Source organism: Xanthobacter sp. 126 (assembly GCF_000526175.1).
Lineage (GTDB): Bacteria > Pseudomonadota > Alphaproteobacteria > Rhizobiales > Xanthobacteraceae > Xanthobacter > Xanthobacter aminoxidans.
Genome location: NZ_JAFO01000001.1, coordinates 190,685 through 212,797, shown reverse-complemented (window position 1 = coordinate 212,797; position 22,113 = coordinate 190,685). Strand labels below are relative to the sequence as shown.

At 68.1% G+C, this 22,113-nt stretch carries 23 protein-coding genes; 13 read left to right on the top strand and 10 right to left on the bottom strand.

The window, feature by feature from the left end; translation table 11 throughout:
* The first annotated feature begins 108 nt into the window (after nt 1–108).
* The 3 genes from XAN126_RS0100960 (at nt 109) to pdeM (ending at nt 3,528) form a co-directional block, all read left to right on the top strand.
* The gene (locus XAN126_RS0100960) at nt 109–2,289 is read left to right on the top strand and encodes a primosomal protein N' (protein ID WP_024276728.1); all 2,181 of its coding nucleotides are present in this window, start codon (nt 109–111) and stop codon (nt 2,287–2,289) included.
* Nucleotides 2,290–2,297: 8 nt separating this feature from the next.
* On the top strand, nt 2,298–2,759 hold the full coding sequence (locus XAN126_RS0100955; protein WP_024276727.1) for an NUDIX domain-containing protein: 462 nt from the start codon (nt 2,298–2,300) through the stop codon (nt 2,757–2,759).
* Nucleotides 2,760–2,826: 67 nt separating this feature from the next.
* Complete coding sequence (pdeM, locus tag XAN126_RS0100950; RefSeq protein ID WP_029876545.1) at nt 2,827–3,528, top strand: ligase-associated DNA damage response endonuclease PdeM; 702 nt, start codon at nt 2,827–2,829, stop codon at nt 3,526–3,528.
* An 11-nt stretch (nt 3,529–3,539) separates the two neighbouring features.
* On the opposite strand, the gene XAN126_RS0100945 is transcribed toward pdeM, so the two are convergent.
* Genes XAN126_RS0100945 through XAN126_RS0100935 form a run of 3 tightly spaced genes read right to left on the bottom strand, consistent with a single transcriptional unit; the run spans nt 3,540 to nt 6,142 of the window.
* On the bottom strand, nt 3,540–4,133 hold the full coding sequence (locus tag XAN126_RS0100945; protein WP_024276725.1) for a Smr/MutS family protein: 594 nt from the start codon (nt 4,131–4,133) through the stop codon (nt 3,540–3,542).
* On the bottom strand, nt 4,130–5,425 hold the full coding sequence (locus XAN126_RS0100940) for an MltA domain-containing protein (RefSeq protein ID WP_081762467.1): 1,296 nt from the start codon (nt 5,423–5,425) through the stop codon (nt 4,130–4,132). The genes XAN126_RS0100945 and XAN126_RS0100940 overlap by 4 nt, the downstream gene beginning before the upstream one ends.
* A 3-nt stretch (nt 5,426–5,428) precedes the next feature.
* Complete coding sequence (locus XAN126_RS0100935; RefSeq protein WP_197024095.1) at nt 5,429–6,142, bottom strand: Tim44/TimA family putative adaptor protein; 714 nt, start codon at nt 6,140–6,142, stop codon at nt 5,429–5,431.
* A gap of 315 nt (nt 6,143–6,457) precedes the next feature.
* Between XAN126_RS0100935 and XAN126_RS0100930 the strand changes: the two genes are divergently transcribed.
* The 4 genes from XAN126_RS0100930 to XAN126_RS0100915 all read left to right on the top strand — a co-directional run bounded on the left by XAN126_RS0100930 (nt 6,458) and on the right by XAN126_RS0100915 (nt 10,513).
* Nucleotides 6,458–7,432 (top strand): tripartite tricarboxylate transporter substrate binding protein, encoded by a 975-nt coding sequence (locus XAN126_RS0100930; protein ID WP_024276722.1) that lies wholly within the window; start codon nt 6,458–6,460, stop codon nt 7,430–7,432.
* 63 nt (nt 7,433–7,495) lie between these two features.
* A complete protein-coding gene (locus XAN126_RS0100925) occupies nt 7,496–7,963 on the top strand; it encodes a tripartite tricarboxylate transporter TctB family protein (protein WP_024276721.1) in 468 nt (155 codons plus the stop codon).
* Entirely contained in the window at nt 7,960–9,450 is a 1,491-nt protein-coding gene (locus tag XAN126_RS0100920; protein ID WP_024276720.1) for a tripartite tricarboxylate transporter permease, read from the top strand. Before XAN126_RS0100925 ends, XAN126_RS0100920 begins: the two co-directional genes overlap by 4 nt.
* 121 nt (nt 9,451–9,571) lie before the next feature.
* Nucleotides 9,572–10,513 (top strand): ROK family protein, encoded by a 942-nt coding sequence (locus XAN126_RS0100915; protein ID WP_024276719.1) that lies wholly within the window; start codon nt 9,572–9,574, stop codon nt 10,511–10,513.
* Between the two features lie 9 nt (nt 10,514–10,522).
* Here the strand turns inward: XAN126_RS0100915 and XAN126_RS0100910 are convergent, their stop codons facing one another.
* On the bottom strand, nt 10,523–11,380 hold the full coding sequence (locus tag XAN126_RS0100910) for a LysR family transcriptional regulator (RefSeq protein ID WP_024276718.1): 858 nt from the start codon (nt 11,378–11,380) through the stop codon (nt 10,523–10,525).
* Between the two features lie 96 nt (nt 11,381–11,476).
* Between XAN126_RS0100910 and XAN126_RS0100905 the strand changes: the two genes are divergently transcribed.
* On the top strand, nt 11,477–12,403 hold the full coding sequence (locus XAN126_RS0100905; protein WP_024276717.1) for a DMT family transporter: 927 nt from the start codon (nt 11,477–11,479) through the stop codon (nt 12,401–12,403).
* Here XAN126_RS0100905 and XAN126_RS0100900 read toward each other — a convergent pair.
* Nucleotides 12,391–13,179, bottom strand: coding sequence for a hypothetical protein (locus XAN126_RS0100900; RefSeq protein ID WP_029876542.1), 789 nt, complete (start codon nt 13,177–13,179; stop codon nt 12,391–12,393). The genes XAN126_RS0100905 and XAN126_RS0100900 overlap by 13 nt on opposite strands.
* A 319-nt stretch (nt 13,180–13,498) precedes the next feature.
* Here XAN126_RS0100900 and XAN126_RS0100895 point away from each other — a divergent pair, with 319 nt between their 5' ends.
* On the top strand, nt 13,499–14,284 hold the full coding sequence (locus XAN126_RS0100895; RefSeq protein ID WP_024276715.1) for a Bax inhibitor-1/YccA family protein: 786 nt from the start codon (nt 13,499–13,501) through the stop codon (nt 14,282–14,284).
* An 87-nt stretch (nt 14,285–14,371) separates the two neighbouring features.
* Here XAN126_RS0100895 and XAN126_RS0100890 read toward each other — a convergent pair whose 3' ends face one another.
* On the bottom strand, nt 14,372–15,127 hold the full coding sequence (locus XAN126_RS0100890; protein WP_024276714.1) for an SDR family oxidoreductase: 756 nt from the start codon (nt 15,125–15,127) through the stop codon (nt 14,372–14,374).
* Nucleotides 15,128–15,213: 86 nt separating this feature from the next.
* Entirely contained in the window at nt 15,214–16,326 is a 1,113-nt protein-coding gene (ribA, locus tag XAN126_RS0100885) for a GTP cyclohydrolase II RibA (RefSeq protein ID WP_024276713.1), read from the bottom strand.
* Nucleotides 16,327–16,455: 129 nt separating this feature from the next.
* On the opposite strand from ribA, the gene XAN126_RS0100880 reads away from it, so the two are divergent.
* From XAN126_RS0100880 to ptsN, 4 genes are all read left to right on the top strand, one after another.
* On the top strand, nt 16,456–17,268 hold the full coding sequence (locus tag XAN126_RS0100880; RefSeq protein ID WP_024276712.1) for a RibD family protein: 813 nt from the start codon (nt 16,456–16,458) through the stop codon (nt 17,266–17,268).
* A gap of 16 nt (nt 17,269–17,284) precedes the next feature.
* On the top strand, nt 17,285–17,776 hold the full coding sequence (locus XAN126_RS0100875) for a cytochrome b (RefSeq protein ID WP_024276711.1): 492 nt from the start codon (nt 17,285–17,287) through the stop codon (nt 17,774–17,776).
* 177 nt (nt 17,777–17,953) lie between these two features.
* On the top strand, nt 17,954–18,538 hold the full coding sequence (raiA, locus tag XAN126_RS0100870; RefSeq protein WP_024276710.1) for a ribosome-associated translation inhibitor RaiA: 585 nt from the start codon (nt 17,954–17,956) through the stop codon (nt 18,536–18,538).
* A 396-nt stretch (nt 18,539–18,934) separates the two neighbouring features.
* Complete coding sequence (gene ptsN, locus XAN126_RS0100865; protein WP_024276709.1) at nt 18,935–19,399, top strand: PTS IIA-like nitrogen regulatory protein PtsN; 465 nt, start codon at nt 18,935–18,937, stop codon at nt 19,397–19,399.
* Nucleotides 19,400–19,483: 84 nt separating this feature from the next.
* Here ptsN and XAN126_RS0100860 read toward each other — a convergent pair whose 3' ends face one another.
* From XAN126_RS0100860 to XAN126_RS0100850, 3 genes are all read right to left on the bottom strand, one after another.
* Nucleotides 19,484–19,750, bottom strand: a complete 267-nt coding sequence (locus XAN126_RS0100860; RefSeq protein ID WP_024276708.1) for a DUF1150 domain-containing protein — start codon at nt 19,748–19,750, stop codon at nt 19,484–19,486.
* 43 nt (nt 19,751–19,793) lie between these two features.
* A complete protein-coding gene (locus XAN126_RS0100855; RefSeq protein ID WP_024276707.1) occupies nt 19,794–20,219 on the bottom strand; it encodes an Hsp20 family protein in 426 nt (141 codons plus the stop codon).
* A 143-nt stretch (nt 20,220–20,362) separates the two neighbouring features.
* Nucleotides 20,363–22,072 carry an FMN-binding glutamate synthase family protein gene (locus XAN126_RS0100850; protein WP_245272189.1) on the bottom strand — a complete coding sequence of 570 codons (1,710 nt, stop codon included), beginning with the start codon at nt 22,070–22,072 and terminating at the stop codon, nt 20,363–20,365.
* Between the last annotated feature and the right edge of the window lie 41 nt (nt 22,073–22,113).

The following is a 22,113-nucleotide window of genomic DNA, read 5'->3' as shown; positions in this document are numbered from 1 at the left end:
TTCGCAACCCCTCCGAGCTTGCAGAGAAAATGGGTTGAGCTCCTCCGATCCCCTGTCAGAGCCACCCCGCCCTTTGACCTTTCCCGCGCGCCGGACCAAAAGACGAACATGAGCCCGCGCACCGTCGACGTCCTGCTCCCCCTCGGCCTCGACGCCGCTTATTCCTACCTCCTGCCAGAGGGGATGGAGGTGTCGCCCGGCGACCTCGTGCACGTGCCGCTCGGCACCAAGAGCGTCATCGGCGTGGTCTGGCCGCGCGTGCAGGCTGCCGGCGGCAAGGCGGTGGACGCCGGCAAGCTCAAGGCGGTGAAGGCGAAGCTCGATTATGTTCCGCTGCCGCCCGACCTCATCAAGCTCATCGACTGGATGGCCGACTACACGCTGGCGCCGCGCGGCATGGTGCTGCGCATGGCCCTCCGGCACGGCGAGAGCCCGGGCGCAGCGCGCGAGCGGGTGGGCGTGCGGCTCACCGGCACGGCGCCGGCGCGCATGACGGCCGCCCGCGGCCGGCTTCTGGACACGCTGGCGGATGGATTCGTGCGCGGCAAGACCGAAGCGGCGCGAGAGGCCGGCGTCTCGCCCTCCGTGGTGGACGGGCTGGTGGATGACGGCACGCTGGAAGCCGTGGTGCTGCCGCCCGAGCCCGCCGCCTACCCGCCCGATCCCGACCATGCGGTGCCAGAGCTGTCGCAGCCGCAGTCGGAGGCGGCGGCGGCGATGGTCGCGGCGGTGAAGGCGAAGACGTTCGCCGTGCACCTGCTCGACGGCGTGACCGGCTCCGGCAAGACCGAGACCTATTTCGAGGCGGTGGCGGAAGCGATCCGCGCCGGCCGGCAGGCGCTGATCCTGCTGCCGGAAATCGCCCTCACCCAGGCCTTCCTCGACCGCTTCACCGAGCGCTTCGGCGTGAAGCCGGCGGAATGGCACTCGGGCGTCTCCACCCGGCGCCGCGCGAAGGTGCTGAACGAGGTCGCCTCGGGACAGGTGAAGGTGGTGGCAGGGGCGCGCTCCGCCTTGTTCCTGCCGTTCCGCGACCTCGGCCTCATCATCGTCGATGAAGAGCACGACCCTGCCTACAAGCAGGAGGACGGCGTCTGCTACCATGCGCGCGACATGGCGGTGGTGCGGGCGCGCCTCGCCTCCGCGCCCATCGTGCTGGCCTCGGCGACGCCCTCCATCGAGACCGAGGTGAATGCCCGGCGCGGGCGCTATCGGCGGCTCGCCCTCCCCGTGCGCTTCGGCGGCGCCAAGGTGCCCGGCCTCTCCCCCATCGATCTGCGCAAGGAAGGCCCGCCGCGCGGCCGCTGGATCGCGCCGCGGCTGGAAGCCGAGATCAACACGACGCTGGAGGCGGGCGAGCAGGCGCTGCTCTTCCTCAACCGCCGGGGCTACGCGCCGCTCACGTTGTGCCGCTCCTGCGGCCACCGGATGCGCTGCCCCTCCTGCACCGCTTGGCTGGTGGAGCACCGCTTCCGCCGCCGCCTCACCTGCCACCATTGCGGCTACCAGGCCCCGGTGCCGGAGAAATGCCCCGCCTGCGACGCGCCGGACAGCCTCGTCCCGGTCGGGCCCGGCGTGGAGCGGCTTCAGGAGGAGGTGCAGACCCTCTTCCCCAATGCCCGCGCCCTCGTCCTCTCCTCGGACCTGCTCGGCGGGGTGGAGCGGATGCGGGCCGAGCTCGACGCGGTGGCGAAGGGCGACGTGGATGTGGTGGTGGGCACCCAGCTCGTCGCCAAGGGCCACAATTTCCCCGGCCTCGCTTTGGTGGGCGTAGTGGATGCGGACGTCGGCCTCGGCCATGGCGACCCGCGTGCCGCCGAGCGGACGTTCCAGCTGGTGCATCAGGTGGCCGGGCGCGCCGGGCGCGGCAAGGCGGAGGGGCGCGGCTTCATCCAGACCCACATGCCCGAGCATCCGGTGATGCGCGCGCTGGTGACGGGGGATCGCGACGCCTTCTACGATGTGGAGATCGCCTCCCGCGAGGAGGCGCACCTGCCCCCCTTCGGCCGCATGGCGGCGCTCATCGTCTCCGCCAGCGAGGCCCATGTGGCGGAAGGCCATGCCCGGCGCCTTGCCACCTCCGCGCCCATCGTGCCGAACGTGCGCATCCTCGGCCCGGCGGAAGCGCCGCTCGCCATCCTGCGCGGGCGGCACCGCTGGCGCCTGCTGGTCCGCTCACCGCGCAACTTCGACCTTCCCGCCTATCTCAGGGAATGGCGGGCCGTCGCACCGAAGGTGACGGGCAACATCAAGGTGGCCATCGACGTGGACCCGCAGAGCTTCCTGTGAGTGACGCCATGGATGATGCCATCGACCGCCCCGCCGCCCGGCTCCTCGTGCTGGATGGCGCGGACCGGCTACTGCTGTTCCGCTTCGCCTATGCCGAGGGTGCTCTGGCCGGCAACGTCTATTGGGCCCCACCCGGGGGCGGGCTGGAGCCGGGTGAGACCTATGCGGAGGCCGCCTGCCGCGAGCTTCTCGAGGAAACCGGCCTCGCCATCGCCCATCCCGGCCCCGTCGTCGCCCGGCGCACGGTTTCGTTCGTAATGCCGGACGGGCGGCGCGTGCGGTCGGACGAGCGCTATTTCCTCGTGCGCGCGCCCGACCTCGTGGTCTCGTCCGCCGGCTGGTCGGAGGATGAGCGCAAGGCGCTGGTCGGTCACGCCTGGTGGAAAAGACAGGCGCTGGCGGCGCTCGCGGAGCAGGTCTGGCCGGACGACCTCTGCATCATGCTGGCAGAAGCTGGCATCTGGCGCTGAAGGTGCCTGAATGCCCCTGCAAACGCTCCGCTTGCCTCCGTGGCGCCGTTGGGCAAAATCCGCCGCCATGCTCGCCCTGACCGAATCAGCGGACCTCTCCCTCGCACGGATCGACCTCCGCGGGGCCGAGCTGGAGCTTGACCCGTCCGGAGCCCTGCTCTGGCCGGACGAGCGGCTGATGGTGGTGGCGGACCTCCACCTCGAGAAAGGCTCCGCCTTCGCCCGGCGCGGCCAGATGCTGCCGCCCTACGACACCCTCGACACGCTGAAGCGGCTGTCTGCCGTCGTTGCCCTGCACCAGCCGCGCATGGTGATCGCGCTGGGCGACAGTCTGCACGACCGCTGGGCCGGCGAGCGCATGACCGACCCGTTCCGCGACGAGATCCGCCGCATCCAGACCGGCCGCACCTTCATCTGGATCGCCGGCAACCACGATCCCCTGCCCCACAACCTCGGCGGCGAGGGCACCGCCATGCTCGCCCTCGGCCCGCTGCTCTTCCGCCACGAGCCGGAAGAGGGGCCGGCGCCGGGCGAGGTGTGCGGGCATCTCCACCCCGCGGCGCGGGTGGTGACACGCGGACGGGGGGTGCGGCGGCGGTGTTTCGTCACTGATGGCAGCAGGATGATCCTGCCGGCGTTCGGCGCCTATGCCGGCGGACTGAGCGTCGCCGATCCCGCCATCGCGCGGCTGTTCCCGGCGCGGCGCTTCACCGCCCACCTGCTCGGGGCGGGGCGCACCTATGGGATGCCGTCGTCCGCCTGCCTCTGAAATAAGAACGCTCAGCGGCGGCGGCGGATGCGGACGTAGAGCGCGCCCTCTCCGCCATGGCGGCGTCCGGCGGACTCGAACCCAACCACCACCGCCCGCAGGTCCGGCTCGGCGAGCCACAGCGGCACCGCCCGCTTGAGCACGCCCCGGCCCTCGCCGAAGGCCGGCCCCGAACTCATCAGGCGCTCGGGATCGCCCTTGCCGGTGATGACCAGCACCAGCGCATGGCCGCTCGCCTGCGCCTCCATGAGGAACAGGCGCAGGCGGCGATGGGCGGCCGCCTGGGTGAGGCCGTGCAGGTCGAGGCGCGCATCCACTTCCGCCCCGCGGCTGAGGCGGCGGCGGGTCTTCGGCTCCAGCGCAGCCAGAGGCGGGGGCGGCGGGGACGTGGGGGCAACGACCTTGGCCGAGGTTCCGGCCTTGGCTTTCGTTTTCACCTTCGGCTCGGGCGGCGGCGCGACGACGGGGAGCGGCTCGGGGGCGGGCACCAAAGGCGGCGCGACAACGGGCTTTTCAGGCCGCAGGCGCTTCACCGAGCGCACCACATGGTCCCACAGCGCGCGCTCTTCCGCGTCAAGTATCCGGCGGCGGCCCCGGCGGCTCATGGCGTGCCTCCGGAATCCACCTTGGCGAAGTGCGGCACCAGCATGGTGAACTTGCCCGAGTGCCGGATGCGACCAGCTACCGCGCCTGCTGCATCGCCAGCACCGAAGAACAGGTCCGCCCGCGCCGGCCCGACGATGGCCGACCCCGTGTCCTGCGCGATCATCAGCCGACGAAACGGAACGGCCGTGCCGGGAGCGGAGAGCGGCAGGTCGGCCTCCACGAAGATGGGCGTGCCGTAGGTGTGGAGCTTGCGATCCACCGCCAGCGAGCGCCCCGCCGTGAGCGACACACCCTGCGCGCCCATGGCGCCTGCATCGACACCAAGCGTCAGGGCCTTGAAGAAGGTGAAGGTCGGATTCTCCCGCCGCAAGGCGCGGCCCGCCGCGGGATCAGCCTCCATGAAGGTGCGGATGCGCGCCATGGACATCTCTTCCCGCGGCACCAGCCCCCGCTGGATCAAGAGACGCCCCACCGCCACATAGGGCTGGCCGTTGAAGCCGTCATAACCCAGCCGAAGAATCCGGCCATCCGGGAGGCGCACGCGGGCGGAGCCCTGGATCTGCATGAAGAACAGATCGACGGGATCCTTAAGCCAGACAATCTCCAGCCCGCGCCCCGCCAACGCGCCGTCCTCGATGGCGGCGCGATCGTGATACGGCACGAGGGCGTCCCCCTCCCGCCGAAAGGCAGAGCCGGAATTGGGCGTGGCACCGGGACCGGTCATGACGAGATCGCCGGGACGTCCATAGACCGGAACATCGAAGCCGTTGCCGGGCTGGAGCGCGCCCTCCACCTCCGGCTCGTAATAGCCGGTGTAGTAGCCCCCTGAGCCGCCGTCCGGGATCACCCGCCACGCGCGGAAATTCGCCTCGAAGAACAAGCGGGCGAGAAGGGGAGTGGGTGCATCCGGGCCGAGCCGCGCGGCCGCGGCGCAGGCGTAGCGCAGTCCCTGCCGGAGCGTTGGCGCGGAGGACGGGCCCACATCTTTCGGCGGCGACTTCAAAGCCGCACAGCTGACGCGGAAGGTGGCGAAGGCCGCGGCGTGGTCGTCGGCGATCCAGCCGTCGAGGTCCGTGAAGGCGACGGGCTCGAGCCGCGCGCCGGCCACGACGGGAACGATGGGCTGGAGCGACATGGCCGGTGCTGGGATGGGTCGAGAGGCCGGGGCGGCGACGCAGGAGGACGTCGCCGCAAAGAGCGCCACCACGGTCCCGGTGAGGCTCGCGCATCGTGCGGCAACGCCAGGATCGAAGCGCCGCACGCCGGCAGTTACGGCGCGCGCCTGTGCCATGGGCTACTGGGCGGCTTCCGTCGCCACCAGCTTCCAGTTGGGGTCCCGCGTGCCGAGATCGCGGGCGAAGGTCCACACGTCGGTCACATCGGCCACCGTGTCCGGGCTGCCATCCACCACCGAGCCGTCCGGGCCACGGGTGACGGAAATGAGCTTCGACACGAAACGCACGGTCAGCTGCGCATTGGTTCCGCGCACGGTGACGTCCTGCAGGTCCGCCGATTCGATGGAGACGAAGCGCGATTCCATTGTCTCCTTGCGGCTCTCGCGGTCGGCGATGGCGGAGACGAAGCCGTCATAGACGTCCTTGGCGAGCAGATCCTTGAGCTGGCGACGGTCGCCCGTGGCGAAGGCGGTGACGATCATCTCGTAGGCCGCGCGGGCACCGGTCAGGAAGTGCTTGGCGTCGAAGTCCGGCTCGATACGGGCGATCTCGTCGAGCGCGGTGGCGGTGGCGGACCCTTCCGCCGCAACACCCTCCCAGCGGAAGGCCGGTGCCTCGACCTCGGCCGGGCCTGCGGCGCCGGGCGGCGGTCCGTTGCGCTCGGGCAGCGTCACCACCTTCCCCTCGGGGGCCGGCTGCGGCGGACGGGCGGTATCGCGGGAATAGGGATCATAAGGCGGGCGCTCACGCCCCGTCCTCTGCCCCAGAACGCTGCGCAGCCGGACGAAGATGAAGACCGCAAGGGCCAAGAAGATGATCGTGTAGATGTCCAGCACTGCGCTTCGCCATGCCTCTCGGGCGCGCCGATCTTCGGCCCGCCGGGTTGCCTCGACCGGTTGCGCGCGCCCCGCCGCGTGCGCTTCCTGCCCATCAGCTTATGTACGTCGAAGCTGACGTATCGCCAGCCCCTGCGCCTCAGAAGCTCACATTTTCCAAGGAAGCTTAAGCCACCGGGGCCGCATGCGCCACCTCCCGCCGGCAGATCGCGGAGGCTGTCATCGCCTTGACCGCAGGGAGGCACTGACCTACGGTCACTCAAAACGATTAGATTTCGGCCAAAGAAGCCGAATGTCAGGGAGAGAGACACCATGCGCCGGATTCTGATGGCGGGGCTCGCCCTCGCCGTGTCGTCTTTTGCCGCCCTTGCACCGAATGCCGCGACGGCGGCCTATCCTGATCGCCCCATCACGCTCATCGTGCCGTGGAACGCCGGCGGCGGAACCGATGCGGTCGCGCGCATCGTCGCCTCGCTTCTCGAGAAGGATCTCGGCCAGCCCATCGCGGTGGTGAACCGCACCGGCGGGCAGGGCGTGGTGGGCCATCAGGCCATCGCCGACGCGACACCGGACGGATACACCATCGGCATCATCACCGTGGAGATCGGGATGATGCACTGGCAGGGCCTCACCCAGCTCACCGGCGCCTCCTACACCCCCCTCGCCCTCATGAACGAAGACCCCGCCGGCGTGCAGGTGCGTACGGACGCCACCTACAAGACGCTCGACGACCTGATCGCCGACATCAAGGCCAACCCCGGCAAGTTCAAGGCCTCCGGCACCGGTCAGGGCGGCATCTGGCACCTCGCCCTTGCCGGCATGCTGTCCTCCCTGAAGCTCGATCCGAAGAGCGTGCCGTGGGTGCCGTCCAACGGCGCGGCGCCCGGCCTGCAAGACCTCGTGGCGGGCGGCGTGCAGGTCGTCACCTGCTCCATCCCCGAGGCGCGCTCGCTCATCGACGCCAAGCGCGTGAAGAGCCTCGCCATCATGGCGAGCGAGCGCTCCAAGCTGATGCCCGATATTCCCACCCTGAAGGAAGCCACCGGCAGCAGCTGGACCATCGGAGCATGGCGCGGCTTCGCCGCCCCCAAGGGCCTCGACAAGGCGGCCTCGGACAAGCTCCAGGCGGCCCTCAAGAAGGTCTACGACAGCAAGGAATATCAGGACTTCCTGACCAATCGCGGGTTCGGTGGGCGCTATGCGGACGGCCCCGGCTTCGCCGAGTTCATGGCCAAGGCGGATGCCTCCCTCGGCGCCGTCATGAAGGAAGTCGGCCTCGCCAAATAGCGACGGCTCCTGAACGCGGCGGCCCTCGCCGCCGCTTCCTCCCCGCGACGCCGGAGCCGCATCATGCGCTTCAGTGACCTGATCCTCGGCCTGCTGCTGCTCGCGGGGGCTGCCGTCTTGTTCTCGGCCGCATCCGGCCTGCCACCCATTCCAGGGCAGGCCTACGGCGCGGATGTCTTCCCCGTTCTGACGGCCGCAGGCCTTGCCGCCTGCGGCTTCATCCTGACGGTGGGCTCGGTTCGCGCCGGCCCCTTCCCGCTCGCGCAGACCACATGGGTGCGCACGCCCGGCGCCAGCTTCAGGGCAGCGGCCACCATTGCTCTCGTCCTCGCCTATATCGCGCTGACGCCGCTCATCGGCTTCGTTGCCACGGCGACGGTGGTCCTGACCGGCCTTTTCCTGCTCGTGCGGGTGCCACTGATGCAGGGGATCGGGATCGCGCTGGCGACGGCCCTCTTCACCTACCTCTCCTTCAACATGCTCCTGCGCGTGCCGCTGCCGCGCGGCCTCGTGGAAGGCTTCCTGCCATGAACGCCGTGCTCGCCGGCCTTGAGCTTGTCCTGCGCTGGGACGTGATCCTCACCATCCTCGTCGCATCGGCCTTCGGCCTCGTGGTCGGCGCCATACCGGGCCTGACGGCGACGATGGCCATCGCCCTCCTGGTCCCGATCACCTTCTTCATGGACCCCATCCCCGCCGTGGGCGCCATGATCTCGTGCTCGGCCATGGCGATTTTCGCCGGCGACATTCCGGCAACGCTGATGCGCATGCCCGGCACGCCGGCCTCGGCCGCCTATTCGGACGAGTGCTATGCCATGACCCGCAAGGGCGAGGCGGAGGTGGCGCTCGGCGCGAACGTGCTGTTTTCGGCGCTGGGCGGGCTGTTTGGAACTGCCGTCCTCATCGTCTCGGCGCCCCTGCTCGCGGAGATCGCGCTCGGCTTCTCCTCGTTCGAGTATTTCTGGCTGGCGCTGATGGGGCTCGCCTGCGCCATCTTCATCGGCTCGGGTTCGCCGGTGAAGGGGCTGGTGTCGTTGTTCCTCGGGCTGTTCGTGGCGCAGATCGGCATCGACAACCCGGCCGGCGTGCCGCGCTTCACCTTCGGCAACTCCAACCTGCTCGGCGGCGTGGACTTCATCCCGGCCATGATCGGCCTGTTCGCCATGTCGGAGGTCATCCGCACCATCGCCGCCGGTGCGCCCGACTGGTCCGTGCGCCAGACCTCGCTCGGGAATCCGCTGAAGGGCTGGGGCCACCTCATAGTGAAATACTGGCCGCAGCAGATCCGCGGCAACATCACGGGCACCGCCATCGGCATCCTGCCTGGCGCCGGTGCGGACATCGCCGCCTGGGTGTCCTACGCCATGAGCCGGAAGTTCTCGAAGACACCGGAAAAGTTCGGCACCGGCCATGTGGAAGGCATCATCGAGAGCACGTCCGCCAACAACGCTGCCCTGGCCGGCGCCTGGGTGCCGGCGCTGGTGTTCGGCATTCCGGGAGACAGCATCACCGCCATCGTCATCGGGGTGCTCTATCTCAAGGGCCTCAATCCCGGTCCGACGCTGTTCCTGAACAATCCCGAATCCATCTATGCGGTCTTCATCATCTTCATCATCGCCAACCTCGCGATGATCCCCCTCGGCCTCGCCGCGCTGAAGGCGGGCACCGCCCTGCTGCGCTTCCCGCGGCGCATTCTCATCCCGCTCATCCTGCTGTTCTGCATCGTCGGCGCCTATGCGGTGAACAACTCGGCCTATGGCGTGGTGCTGATGCTGGTGTTCGGCATCCTCGGCTTCCTCATGGAAGAGCACGACATCCCCATCGCCCCCTGCGTGCTGGGCATCGTGCTCGGCAAGATGCTGGAGGAGAGCTTCGTCACGTCCATGATCAAGGCGGACGGCAACCTCCTCGCCTTCTTCGAGCGGCCCATCGCGGGCGGGCTCGGCGTGATGACCCTGCTGGTCTTCTGCCTGCCCATCTGGGGCGCGCTGAAGCGGCGGCGCGCGGCCGCGACCTGAGGCATCGGGGAACCGCATCGGCTCCGCCGCGCTTGAGGTCCTGCCGGCAAAGGCGAAGCCGGCACGCTTGCGTCGCGGCCACGCTTGGCGCAGTAGAAGCTCTCCATCATCGGACTCTCCAATGGCTCCCACAGTCCTGCTTGCGGATATCGGCGGTACAACCACCCGGGTCGCCCGGGCCGGTGCCGACGGCATCCCGTTCGATGTCCGGCTCGAAGCCAACGATTCCTATGCCTCGCTTGAGGATCTGCTGGGCACTTACCTCGCGTCCGTGAGCGGGGAGGCCCCGAGCTGCGGGGCACTGGCGGTCGCCGGCCCCATCGACGGCGACGACGTGCGGCTGACCAACCGCAACTGGCGCTTCTCGACCGAGAAGCTCGCGGCCGATCTCTCCTTTCGCCGGCTCTCGGTGCTCAACGATTTCGAGGCGTTCGCACACGGGCTGCCGCTGCTCACCCGCGACGATTTACTGGAGGTGGGCACCGGCCGTGCGGTCGCCGGCGCGCCCATGCTGCTATCCGGTCCTGGAACCGGCCTCGGCACCGCCCTCATCCTGCCGCGCGAGGCCGGCTACGAGGTGTTGGCCAGCGAGGCCGGGCACATGCGCCTCGGCGCCGTGACGACCGACGAGGCCCGCATCGTCGCCCATCTGGTGCGCGACCTTGGCCCGGTGTCGGTCGAGCACGTGCTCTCCGGTCCCGGACTGGTGCGCCTGCACCGCATCCTCTCCGGCGAGAGCCTGTCCTCCCACGCCATTATCAAGGCGGCGCTGGACGGTCAGCGGCAGGAGAAGGAAAGCTGCCACATCTTCCTGCGCCTGCTCGGCCGAGTCCTGGGCGACCTCGCGCTCGCCGTGGATGCCAAGGGCGGCGTGTATGTGGGCGGCGGCGTGGGCCGGGCCATGGCGCATCTTTTCGCCGAGAGTCCGTTCCGCACCGCGTTCGAAGAGCACCCGCCCTATCACGACCGTCTCGCGCAGATCCCCATCCATGTGGTGATGCACGCGACGCCCGGCCTCGTGGGCATCGGCGAGATCGGCCGCCGCCTGCTGGTGGAGTGCTGACCCAGCCGGTCAGGCTGCGGCGCGGGCTTCCCGGCCGCAGAAGGCGGCGATCAGGCCGGCAAGCTCCCGCGAGGCGGAACACGCATCGCTCGCAGCCCGCAGCGCGAGTTCCGTCGGCGGGATCGCCGGCCAGAGGTCCGATGTGCGCAATTCCCGGAGCTTCGGGTTGAGCGCAAGATCGCTCAGGACCGTCACCCCCAGCCCGCCCACAAGCGCCGCCTCGATGCCGATCAGGCTCGGGCATTCATAGGCCACGCGCCAGGAACGACCGGCCTTTTCCAGGGCATGGACGGCCCGGTTGCGGTAAAGGCAGCCCTGCCGGAAGGCCGCGAGACTCGCCACCGCCTCGTCCGGCTCGAAGCCCGCTCCGCAGACCCACACCAGCCGCTCCGGCCAGGCCTCCACCGCGGGGCCGGCCCCCGGCTCGCGCTTCAGCAGCACCACGTCCAGCTCGCCGCGGGCGAAGCCGGCATCGAGATCGCAGCTCAGCCCGCACTCCACCGCGAGACGCACCGCAGGCCGGCTCCGCGCGAACTCGGCCACCACGGAGGTCAGGGCCGCCAGGGCAAAATCGTCCGGAATGCCGAGCCGCACCACCCGCGCGGGGGCAACACCCGACAGGGCCGTGCGCGCCTCCGCACCGAGGGCGAGGATCCGCCGGGCATAGCCGAGCAGGCGCTCGCCTTCGGCCGTCAGGCTGACGCCACGGGCGTCGCGGTTCAAAAGCTGGTGGCCGAGTTGATCCTCCAGCCGCCGCACCTGCTGGCTCACGGTGGATTGGGTGCGATGGACGCGCTCCCCCGCGCGGGTGAAACCGCCTGCATCCACCACGCTGACGAACGCTTTGAGAAGATCCATGTCCAACATGGCAGCACCTGATATTTGAATTTCCACTAGCCAACATCAAATCATTCAATTTTTCAATATTGCCTCGGCGTGCTTCTCTGCGGTTCAGGAGATGACATGACCGCCACGCCCCTTCCCCTCGTCGCCTCGCGCCGGACAGACGCACTGCTGCCCGTCTTCATCGCAGCGTTCTGCATCATCTGGAGCTCGGCCTTTGCGGTCGCCAAGGTGGCGCTGGCGGACTGCCCGCCTTTGCTGCTCCTGTCCGGACGGTTCCTTGCGGCGGGGCTGCTCGTGCTCGTCGGCTGCGTGCTGTTCCTGCCCGCCTCCCACTTCCGCCGCCTGAACCTGCGCGATATCGCGGCGCTCACGGCGATGGGCATCCTCAACAACGCGGTCTATCTGGGACTCAGCTACGTGGGCATGACCCATGTGTCGGCGGGTTACACGGCCGTCCTCGTCTCCGCCAACCCGCTGCTGACGGCGCTCGGCGCGGCGGTGCTGCTGGGGGAGCGGCTGACGGGGCGCAAGCTGCTCGGGCTCGTCCTCGGCATGATCGGGGTGGCCATCGTGGTGCGCTCGCGCATCGTCTCCGGCCATGAGGACCCGCTGGGCACCGCCTATGTGGTCGGTGCTTTGCTGGCGCTCACGGCGGCAACGCTCATGTTCAAGAAGGTGCGCACCTCCGCGTCCCTGTTCGTCGGCAGCGGCATCCAGTCCCTAGCCGGCGGGCTCGCGCTGCTGCCGGTGGCGCTGTGGCGGGAGGATGTGGCGTCGATCCACCCGACTCTCACGCTCGGCCTCTCCTTCGCCTGGCTGACGCTGGCGGGATCGGTCGGCGCCTTCAGCCTGTGGTTCTTCATCCTCGGCCGCACCAGCGCCACCCGCGCGAGCGCCCTGCACTTTCTGATGCCGCCGCTCGGGCTGATGTTCGGATGGCTGCTGCTGGGCGAACCGGTGCCGCCGCTCGACCTCGTCGGCATCGTGCCGATCGCCCTCGGCATCCGCCTCGTGACGACAACGCCATCGGCTCAGAAACGGTAATAGGCGGCGAGCACCACGCCGTTCTCCTGCGGCGCGTTGCGGGCGAAAACGGTGCTGACCACGGACAATTGCACGGTGACGGCCGCCGAGAGATCGTAGGCCGCCCCGAACTGCAACTTGTAATACTCGTAGGAGTCGCCGAAGTACGGCCCCGTGCCCGCCCCCTCCGAGATCACGTTGAACGACTGGGCAAGCAGTTGCCAGCGCTCCGCGACGCGCCAGCCCAACGTGACATCGAGATGCAGTTCGTCCGGCGGCGGACCGAAGCGCATGCGCTGGGCCAGCTGGACATCGAGGAAGGCAGCCTTTCCGAACATGGTGAAAGACAAGCCGTAGAGTAGACGGAGATCGAGCTCGGGATCCTCATAGCCCACCGCTGCGGCGCTCTCAGAATTGCCCGTGCCCGGAAAGCGTCCGACGACCTGCGCCGAGACCACGCTCGCCTCGTCCCGCCACAAGCGCATGCGCGCGCCCACATCCTGATAGCCCGGCCCGGTATAGGACGAAGGCGACGGCTCGCCGAACGAGACATAAAGGAATTGCGGTGCCGCGATCAGCGTCAGCCAATCGGTCGCGCCATACTCGAAGACGAGAGTGACCTCCACCTTGTCGTAGGGACGGCTGGCATAGAGATCGTAGGACGGGCCGAACTCGGTCGCGGAATAGGCCGCCGAGCTTTGCAGGATCACCTGGCCATGCCCCTCCTCCTGCGTCCAGGCGCCAGCGAGCGCCGGCGCGGGAACAGCGAGGAGGATCAAGGCGATGAGCACGGGCACGGGGCTGAACCCGGACCAATCGCAAGCCGATTTACCGAAGTGGATTTTTCCGCGCGCCAGTCCGCAGGCGGCAAGACATGCCCGCCCGGCCTTGATCCGGTGCTTGAGATAATCCCCCATCCGCATGCCCTGACCCCATGCGGGTTGAAACTATACCTTAACGCAGCCCCAAGGGTATGCCTGACGTAAAGTGACCTTGCGTAAATTTCATCCAACCTTGTCTTGCCGCCCCAACGCGAACCCACCATATTGACGGCGAACGCACTGGCCCGGCCCCGGCCGGTCTTGGGCGTTTGAGATTTCTTCAAGGGGAACGACGATGTCCGATTATGATCGCAACGTCGCCGGGCGTTTCAACCCGTCGGTGGCACGCTCGCAGGCCGCGATCGACCAGGGGCTGCGCACGTACATGCTCAGCGTGTACAACTACATGGCGCTCGGCCTCGCCATCACGGGTGCTGCTGCGCTCGGCATTTACATGCTGTCCGTGACGACCGATCCCGCGTCCGCCGCTGGCCGGATCGCGGGCGGCATCATGCTGACGCAGTTCGGCTATGCGCTGTTCGTGAGCCCGCTGAAGTGGGTGGTGATGCTGGCCCCGCTCGCGGCGGTCTTCTTCCTGAGCTTCCGCATCGAGCGTATGAGCGTATCGGCCGCCCAGCTGACCTTCTGGGTCTACGCGGCGCTGGTGGGCGTCTCGCTCTCCACGATCTTCCTCGTGTACACCCACGAGAGCGTCGTGCGGGTGTTCTTCATCACCGCCGCCTCGTTCGGCGCGCTGAGCCTCTACGGCTACACCACGAAGCGTGATCTCTCCGGCATGGGCTCCTTCCTGATGATGGGCCTGTTCGGCATCATCATCGCCTCGGTGGTGAACATCTTCCTCGGCTCGACGATGCTTCAGTTCATCGTGTCCGTGGTCGGCGTGCTGGTTTTCGCGGGCCTCACCGCCTACGACACGCAGCGCATCAAGGAAATGTACTTCGCTGGCGACGACGTCGCCGTCGCTGGAAAGAAGGCCATCATGGGCGCGCTCGCGCTCTACCTGGACTTCATCAACATGTTCATGATGCTGCTGCAGCTTTTCGGCAACCGCAACAACTGACGCGACGCCCCTCTGGGGCTCGCCCGAAACAGGAAGGCCCCGGCATTGCCGGGGCCTTTTTCTTGAGCGCGGAGATCGAACGACGGGTCAGCCGCGGCCGATGAAGGGCATCTTGGTGGCCATCACCGTCATGAACTGCACGTTGGCGTCCAGCGGCAGGCTCGCCATGTAGACCACCGCGCTTGCCACATGGGCGACGTCCATCACCGGCTCCACCTTGATCGAGAGGTCCGCCTGGGGCACGCCCGCCTTCATTTTCTGCGCCATGGGCGTGTCGGCATTGCCGATATCGATCTGGCCGCAGGCGATGTCATAGGCGCGCCCGTCCAGCGAGGTGGACTTGGTGAGCCCGGTGATGGCGTGCTTCGTGGAAGTGTAGGGCGCCGAGAACGGCCGGGGTGCCGTCGCCGAGATGGAGCCGTTGTTGATGATCCGCCCGCCGCGTGGCTCCTGCGCCTTCATCACCCGGAACGCCTCCTGGGTACACAGGAAGGGGCCGGTGAGGTTCGTGGAGACAACCTGCTGCCACTGGGCGAAGGTGAGATCCTCCAGCGGGATCGCCGGGGCGCCGGTGCCGGCGTTGTTGAAGAGAAGGTCGAGGCGCCCGAACGTCTCGACGGTCGCCGCGAACAGGGCGCGCACGGCATTCGGATCGGTCACATCGGTCGGGACGGCGAGGCTCGGCGCATCGCCGAGAGCCGCCACGGTCTCTTCCAGCGCATCCAGCCTGCGTCCGGCGAGGGCCACCGCATAGCCCGCTTCGGCCAACCCTACGGCCACCGCCCGGCCGACACCCGAGCCGGCTCCGGTCACGATGGCGACCTTTCGTCCTGCCTTGCTCATTTGCTTCCTCCCGCCTTTTTGCCGGGCGGTTCTAAATCGTTTCGAAGCTTGTCGACAAGGCGGATCGGATGGTTGGCGCGCCAATCTCAGTCCGGCGCGCGGGCGGCGAGGGCCTCGAAGTCGATGTAGTGCCCCGCGCGGTCGCGCTTGGAGGCGAGATAGCGGACATTTTCCGCGGTCGGACGACCGAGCACCCGCTGGTCGGCAACCACCTCCAGCCCGGCCGCGTTCAGCGCCTCGATCTTCTGCGGGTTGTTGGTGAACACCCGAACCGCGGACACGCCGAGCTGGCGGAGCATGGCGGCGGCGAAATCGAACCGGCGCTGATCGAGGTCGAAGCCGAGCGCGGCGTCCGCGTCGTAGGTGTCAAAGCCCTGCGCCTGCAGGGCATAGGCGCGCATCTTGTTGGAGATGCCGTTGCCGCGGCCCTCCTGATCCAGATAGAGCAGGATGCCGCCGTCACCTTGGGCCATCCGTCGTACCGTGTCGCGCAGCTGATCTCCGCAATCGCACTTCAGCGAGCCGAAGAGATCGCCGGTCAGGCACGCGGAATGCAGCCGCACTGCCACCGCCCGCGACAGGTCCGGACGCCCGACGATGATCGCCACCTGGTCGCGCAGGCCGTCTCCGCCGCGAAAGACGACGAACTCGGTTTCCGGAGCGCCTTCGAGCGGCACCGGCGCGCGCCCGACAATGGTGAGCCGCGCAACCTCTGCGCCCCGGAAGGCCATGATGTCCTGCGCCTCCACCATCACCAGTCCGGCAGCCATCCCCTCCGGTACCGAGCAGACCACCGCCGCCGGCAAAACCAAAGCGAGCGCGAGCAGTTCCAGGGCCGCGACTTGGGCCGGCGTCGCCGGGGCGACCGGCGCGTCGAGCCGCGTCTCGGGCTTGAGCGCCAGACTTGTCACTCGGGCGATATCGAGATGCGGAAGGGCGACCGCGCCCGCCTGGGCACGAGGCGATCCCAACCGATTCAGCCGTGGAGCCGCCAGCACGAGGCTGGCATCGGCGGCGCCGGCACCCTCGATCACTCCGGCCATCGTCGCGTCAAACGCCTCCGCCGCCACGACCACCAAACGGACGTCACCCGCCGCGATCACAACGGCGCGAGCGGACCGCACCTCGGCAATGGCGCGCTCCACGGAAAGCCGCCCCGCGTCCGGCGCAAACCCAAGACCTTCAACGATGGACGCCATTTTGACCTCTCACAGCGGGAAACGCGACCAGCCGACGGCGCGAACGATCTGTCGTATCGGCAGGAGCGTAACAAACGGCATGATGACGCGTTCCTGATCGAACTGTCTGCTTACGCCGGGCGAGGACCGATGGATGACACGACCCTGCGGCTCCGGTCGCACAAGCGAGTGAGTGGATATCCGGTGCAGGACCAGGAAGCGGCGGCAAATCCGCGCCCGCATGTCATCGCCCAGCTCGGCCAGTCCCTGGACGGGCGCATCGCCACCACCTCGGGCGAGTCGAAATACATCAACGGCCCCCATGCCCTCGATCACCTGCACGCGTTGCGGGCGTCCGTTGACGCTGTGGTGGTGGGGGTGGGAACGGTCTGCGCAGACGATCCGCTGCTGACGGTGCGCCGCATCGCCGGTGTGAGTCCGGCGCGGGTGGTGATCGATCCGTCGGGCCGGGTCGATCCAAATGCACGCTGTTTCGCCGAGGATGGCGTGCGCCGGCTCGTGGTTCGGGGGCGGAGTGTCTGCGCTCCGCTGCCCGCGGGAGTGGACCTGGTGGAGATGGACGACCGTCCCGCGTTCGATCCCTCCGCGATCCTCGAGTCCTTGGCGCAGCAGGGATTCAGGCGGATCCTCGTGGAGGGAGGTCCCACCACCCTCTCAGCCTTCCTCGAAGCCGACCTCGTGGACCAGCTTCACGTTTTCGTGTCCCCGGTCATCCTGGGAGCCGGCCGCATCGGCTTGTCCCGCAATGCATGCGACACTCTGGCTCACGCGCTGCGCCCGAAGGCGCAGGTGCATGTATTCGCCGATGGCGACGTCCTGTTCCGGTGCGATCTGCGGGAGAGCGCCCGCGGCGCCGGTTCGCGGGACGCGCCTTCGCCAGTGGAGGCCAATCCCCCCGATGAACAGCACGTCTCATCCCGAGCCCTACGCGCCGCCAGCTAGGCGAATCCACTGGATCATGGCGGTCCTGGTGATCCTCGTGATCCCGCTGGGATTTGCCATGATGAACATGGATTCCGGCCCCACGCAGGACCGGCTGTTCGACCTCCACCGCTCCATCGGCTTCACCATCCTCTGCCTCGCGGTGATCCGCGTGCTGATTCGCATCCTCAATCCGCCTCCGGCCCCGCCCGAGGGCATGCCGAAGGCACTCTGGATCGTCGCCAATACGGTGCATTACGCACTCTATGTGCTGATCTTCGTCATGCCCGTGCTCGGGTGGCTGGCCTCCAACGCCTTCGGCAGCGCGGTGAGCATCTTCGGTCTGTTCACGCTGCCCAACATCGTCGCCAAGAACGACGCCCTCGCCGATCTCTTCGGCAACTGGCATGCGCGCCTCGGCTTCGTCATGACCGCGCTCGTGATCATGCACGCGGGGGCGGGCCTCTGGCATGGCGTCATCCTGCGCGACGGCGTGCTCTCGCGCATGTGGCCGGGCCTGTCGCGCTGACCGAGGAGCTGAGGCGGCGCGTTCCGTTAACGATTGCCGATCCCAAAAAACCGTTCGGTTTCGGGCCGCTGTTTCCGTTGACATGCCGGCGAAGCACTCCTACCTCTTTAGGCAGCCGGCCGGTTTGCAATGCATGAGACGGTCCCTCGCGGGACCGTTCATAGGGGATCAAATCGCATGGCCCTACGCGTGTCCGGAAAGAATCTCGACGTCGGCGAAGCTCTTCGCCAGCGTTTGACCGAGCGGGTCTCGGAAGTCCTCGGCAAATACTTCGACGGTGGATGGTCAGGGCACGTGACCGTCACGAGGGACGGCTCCGGCTACCGCTCCGAATGCATGCTTCATCTTGATTCGGGCGTGAACCTTCAGGCGCACGGCAATGCGCAGGATCCGAATGCCTGCGCCGACGTGGCGGTCGAGAAGATCGAAAAGCGCCTCCGCCGCTACAAGCAGCGCCTCAAGGATCGTCACGGGCATGGCAACGGCAATGGTGTCGATCATGCCGCCCAGAGCTACATCCTGAGTGCCGCGCCCGAAACCGAGACCGAGGAAGAACTCGTCGGCTGGAGCCCGACCGTGGTGGCGGAGCAGGTGACGCGCCTGCGCACGCTCTCGGTGGCGGATGCCGTCGTGGAGCTCGACATCACTGGTGCTCCCGTCGTCGTCTTCCGCCACGCCGGCCATGGCCGGGTCAGCGTCGTCTACCGCCGGCCCGACGGCCACGTGGGGTGGATCGACCCGGGCTCCGAGGAATTGCACTAGACCACGCGCGGGGGGCCTGCTCGCAGGCTCCCCGATGCGCGACGAAGATATTGGAAGTCGAGCCCGGGCGGGAACGGTGCCCTCCCGGGTCATGGCAATGCCGGGGGGCAGATGCTGAAAGCCGTGCCGGAGCCTTGCCAAGCGGGCGGGCCGGGACGCTTCGGAACAGCGCCGACCCGCACCAACGAATCTCTGCGCATACCGCCCCGGCTTGAGCCGGAGGCTGGTTAACGCTAGATGGAGGCCGCATGAAGACCTCCGGGAGGGACAACCCTCCCGCGTTTTGAATGGGGACGGAGCAATGCATCGGCGCTTTGGGGGCGCCGCCGCCTTTGATCCGTTCCTTGCGTCCGCCGCTTTACCGAGCCTCGGCCGCTCGCCCCAGGGACCTGATCGATGCCGCTCGCCGACCTCCTTGCCCCGGACGCAGTGTTGCCGATGCTGCGGGCGAGCAGCAAGAAACAGGCCCTGCAGGAACTCTCCCACCATGCGGCACTGCTGATGGGCCGCGACCAGCGGGACATCTTCGATACGCTGCTGCAGCGCGAACGCCTGGGCTCGACCGGCGTCGGCAACGGCATCGCCATTCCGCACGGCAAGCTCCCCGGACTCACCAAGCTGTTCGGCCTGTTCGCGCGGCTGGAGAAGCCCATCGATTTCGAATCGCTGGACGGCGCGCCGGTGGACCTCGTATTCCTGCTTCTGGCCCCTGAAGCCGCCGGCGCGGATCACCTCAAGGCGTTGGCACGGGTTGCCCGAATGCTGCGGGACCCCGATGTTGTGGAAAAGCTCCGGGCCACGCGCGATGTCGGCGCGATGCACGCCTTGCTGACCGCCACCTCGGCCTCAAACGCCGCCTGAGCACGAGCGGCAACAAAAAGCCGGGCCGTTGCCGACCCGGCGGAAAAATTCAAAACCTTTGCCCATTGGCCGGCCTTCCGGCCGTCAGTGCACGCTGACGGTCACCAGCTCGTGCTGCATGGCATTGGCCAGCGCGGCCTCGCGGCTGTCGGTCAGCATGATGGGCGTGCCATCGGCTGCGTGCAGCGTGAATAACGTCATGCCGGGCGCGATCTCCGGCGCCTGCGGGAACAGGGACGGCACGTCCTCCGACTTGATGCTGCGCACGTAGGCGATTTCGCCGCCGCCCAGGACAGCCAGAGCCTCCGGGGTGATGTCCGCCAGGACTTCGTGTTCGGTATCGTGGGTCATCAATCTACTCCTCTACTCCTGGCAAATCCGGCACCTCTCCCCTTCAGGAGCGGGAGACGATGTCGATTCGCTTGGCGTGGCGGGCCGGCTCGGGGCGAACCAGATCCACGGACAGGAGGCCGTGCTTCAATTCGGCACCCAGCACATTCATGCCTTCAGCGAGCACGAAGGTGCGCTGGAACTGCCGGGCGGCGATCCCCCGGTGCAGGAAAGTCCGGCCCTGTCCATCCTCGACCTGACGGCCCCGAATGGTCAGCTCCTTCTCCTCCAGCACGACCTCAAGCTGCTCCGCCGTGAAGCCCGCCACCGCCAGGGTGATCCTGAGGCGCAGCGGCTCACCGGCGGCTTCGATCCTCTCCACATTGTAGGGAGGATACCCGTCCGCGCTCTTGGCCACCCGGTCGAGCGCCCGCTCGACCTCGTCGAACCCCAGAAGAAAGGGGGACGACAGGGAAGACATCCGCGACATCAGCCAAAGTCCTCGTCAAGCGACTTTGCATTGCCGGGCATGCACCTATCCGGCCATGCCCGCCGGGACCCTCTCGGCATCCCGACAAGGGTGCATATGGGTGGCACCCCATCCCCCCGCAAGGCTCGATGCCGCGGGTGGACTCAGGCGGCGCGGCGCGGGCCCACGGTCTGGCGCGGGGCGAAGCTGTCAGCGTCGGCCGCATGCCACTCGGCGGCATAGGGTGTCTCGTCCGGCGCATCCAGAAGGGAACCCACCTCCAGGAAGGTGTAGATGCGGTCGAGCGCCTTGACCTCGATGGGACTCACCCGGTGCCAGACGTGATGGGGCAAGAGGTCGCCGGGATGCTCCAGCCCCGCGGCCGCGATCAGTTCCGCCAGCGCATGCACCGTATGCCGGTGGAAGCTCGCCACCCGCTCCGCCTTCTCGTCCACCACAAGGCCGCGCTGCAGGTGGGGATCGTTGGTGGTGACGCCCGTCGGGCAGGTGCCGGTATGGCAGCGCATGGACATGACGCAGCCGAGCGAGAACATGAAGGCGCGGGCTGCGTTGCACCAGTCGGCGCCGATGGCCATGTTGGCGGCCATGGAGAAGCCGGACGTGACCTTGCCCGAAGCGGCGAGGCGCACATTCTGCCGGAGCCCGGTGCCCACCAGTGCGTTGCGCATCAGGATGAGGCCCTCGCGGAGCGGCATTCCAAGATGGTCGGCGAGTTCGTGGGGCGCGGCGCCGGTGCCGCCCTCCGCCCCGTCGACCACGACGAAATCAGGCTGGATGCCGGTCTTCACCATGGCCTTGGCAAGGGCGAACACCTCGCTGGGATGGCCGACGCACAGCTTGATGCCCACCGGCTTGCCGCCGGACAGCTCCCGCAATTGCGCGACGAATTCCATCATCTGCGCCGGCGTCGAAAAGGCGGAATGACGCGACGGCGAGATGCAGTCCTCGCCCAGCGGGATTCCGCGGATCTCGGCGATCTCCGGCGTCACCTTGGCGGCCGGCAGCACACCGCCGTGACCCGGCTTGGCGCCTTGGGAGAGCTTGATCTCCACCATCTTGACCTGGGGGTCGGTCGCGCGCTCGGCGAAGCGCTCGGGCGAGAAGGTGCCGTCGCGGTTGCGGGCGCCGAAATAGCCGGAACCCAGCTCCCACACGATGTCGCCGCCATGGATGCGGTGATAGGGCGAGAGGCCGCCTTCGCCGGTGTCGTGATAGCAGCCGGCGGTCTTCGCCCCGAGGTTCAGCGCCTCAATGGCGTTGCGTCCCAGCGAGCCGAAGCTCATGGCGGAGACGTTGAGAACCGAAGCGGAATAAGGCTTTGCGCAGGCACTGCCGCCCACCGTCACCCGGAACGGCTCGTGCGCCACCGGCGCGGGAGCGAGGGAGTGGGTCATCCACTCATACTCGGCCGCATAGGTGTCGAGCTCGGTGCCGAAGGGCTGGCGGTCTTCCTCGTTCTTGGCGCGGGCGTAGATGATGGACCGGTCCTCGCGGTTGTAGGGCCGCTCGGACTGGTCGTCCTCCATCAGATACTGCCGGAGATAAGGGCGCATCGCCTCGAAGATCCAGCGCACCGAGCCGATCACCGGGTAGTTGCGCAGGAGCGAGTGCTCGGACTGTGTGACGTCAAAAATCCCCACCAGAACAAGGGGAAAGAGCACGCAGAAGACGATGAGCCACGCCTGGTGGGAGGTGAAGGAGAGCAGGAGGCTGACGAGCGCGATCACCGTCACGGCGATGAACACGCTCCACCGCCGCAGCAACCCGCGGGCGCTGGAGGACATGAACAGGCCATCCGCACCGCCTTCAGGCTGGGGGGCGGACTTGTATTCGGGCTTGGTGGCGACGGGCATGGGCAGTCTCCTTCGCCGCCAAGCTAGTCGATTTGGCGCCG

Excerpts from the sequence above, each read along its gene's own strand:
- XAN126_RS0100895 (WP_024276715.1), top strand. The coding sequence starts at position 13,499 with ATGTCCGATTATGATCGCAACGTCGCCGGGCGTTTCAACCCGTCGGTG.
- ribA (WP_024276713.1), bottom strand. The coding sequence starts at position 16,326 with ATGGCGTCCATCGTTGAAGGTCTTGGGTTTGCGCCGGACGCGGGGCGG.
- XAN126_RS0100860 (WP_024276708.1), bottom strand. The coding sequence starts at position 19,750 with ATGACCCACGATACCGAACACGAAGTCCTGGCGGACATCACCCCGGAG.
- pdeM (WP_029876545.1), top strand. The coding sequence starts at position 2,827 with ATGCTCGCCCTGACCGAATCAGCGGACCTCTCCCTCGCACGGATCGAC.
- XAN126_RS0100910 (WP_024276718.1), bottom strand. The coding sequence starts at position 11,380 with ATGTTGGACATGGATCTTCTCAAAGCGTTCGTCAGCGTGGTGGATGCA.
- XAN126_RS0100920 (WP_024276720.1), top strand. The coding sequence starts at position 7,960 with ATGAACGCCGTGCTCGCCGGCCTTGAGCTTGTCCTGCGCTGGGACGTG.
- XAN126_RS0100850 (WP_245272189.1), bottom strand. The coding sequence starts at position 22,072 with ATGCCCGTCGCCACCAAGCCCGAATACAAGTCCGCCCCCCAGCCTGAA.
- XAN126_RS0100960 (WP_024276728.1), top strand. The coding sequence starts at position 109 with ATGAGCCCGCGCACCGTCGACGTCCTGCTCCCCCTCGGCCTCGACGCC.
- XAN126_RS0100855 (WP_024276707.1), bottom strand. The coding sequence starts at position 20,219 with ATGTCGCGGATGTCTTCCCTGTCGTCCCCCTTTCTTCTGGGGTTCGAC.
- XAN126_RS0100875 (WP_024276711.1), top strand. The coding sequence starts at position 17,285 with ATGGCGGTCCTGGTGATCCTCGTGATCCCGCTGGGATTTGCCATGATG.
- XAN126_RS0100890 (WP_024276714.1), bottom strand. The coding sequence starts at position 15,127 with ATGAGCAAGGCAGGACGAAAGGTCGCCATCGTGACCGGAGCCGGCTCG.
- raiA (WP_024276710.1), top strand. The coding sequence starts at position 17,954 with ATGGCCCTACGCGTGTCCGGAAAGAATCTCGACGTCGGCGAAGCTCTT.
- XAN126_RS0100905 (WP_024276717.1), top strand. The coding sequence starts at position 11,477 with ATGACCGCCACGCCCCTTCCCCTCGTCGCCTCGCGCCGGACAGACGCA.
- XAN126_RS0100955 (WP_024276727.1), top strand. The coding sequence starts at position 2,298 with ATGGATGATGCCATCGACCGCCCCGCCGCCCGGCTCCTCGTGCTGGAT.
- ptsN (WP_024276709.1), top strand. The coding sequence starts at position 18,935 with ATGCCGCTCGCCGACCTCCTTGCCCCGGACGCAGTGTTGCCGATGCTG.
- XAN126_RS0100930 (WP_024276722.1), top strand. The coding sequence starts at position 6,458 with ATGCGCCGGATTCTGATGGCGGGGCTCGCCCTCGCCGTGTCGTCTTTT.
- XAN126_RS0100925 (WP_024276721.1), top strand. The coding sequence starts at position 7,496 with ATGCGCTTCAGTGACCTGATCCTCGGCCTGCTGCTGCTCGCGGGGGCT.
- XAN126_RS0100915 (WP_024276719.1), top strand. The coding sequence starts at position 9,572 with ATGGCTCCCACAGTCCTGCTTGCGGATATCGGCGGTACAACCACCCGG.
- XAN126_RS0100880 (WP_024276712.1), top strand. The coding sequence starts at position 16,456 with ATGGATGACACGACCCTGCGGCTCCGGTCGCACAAGCGAGTGAGTGGA.
- XAN126_RS0100940 (WP_081762467.1), bottom strand. The coding sequence starts at position 5,425 with ATGGCACAGGCGCGCGCCGTAACTGCCGGCGTGCGGCGCTTCGATCCT.
- XAN126_RS0100945 (WP_024276725.1), bottom strand. The coding sequence starts at position 4,133 with ATGAGCCGCCGGGGCCGCCGCCGGATACTTGACGCGGAAGAGCGCGCG.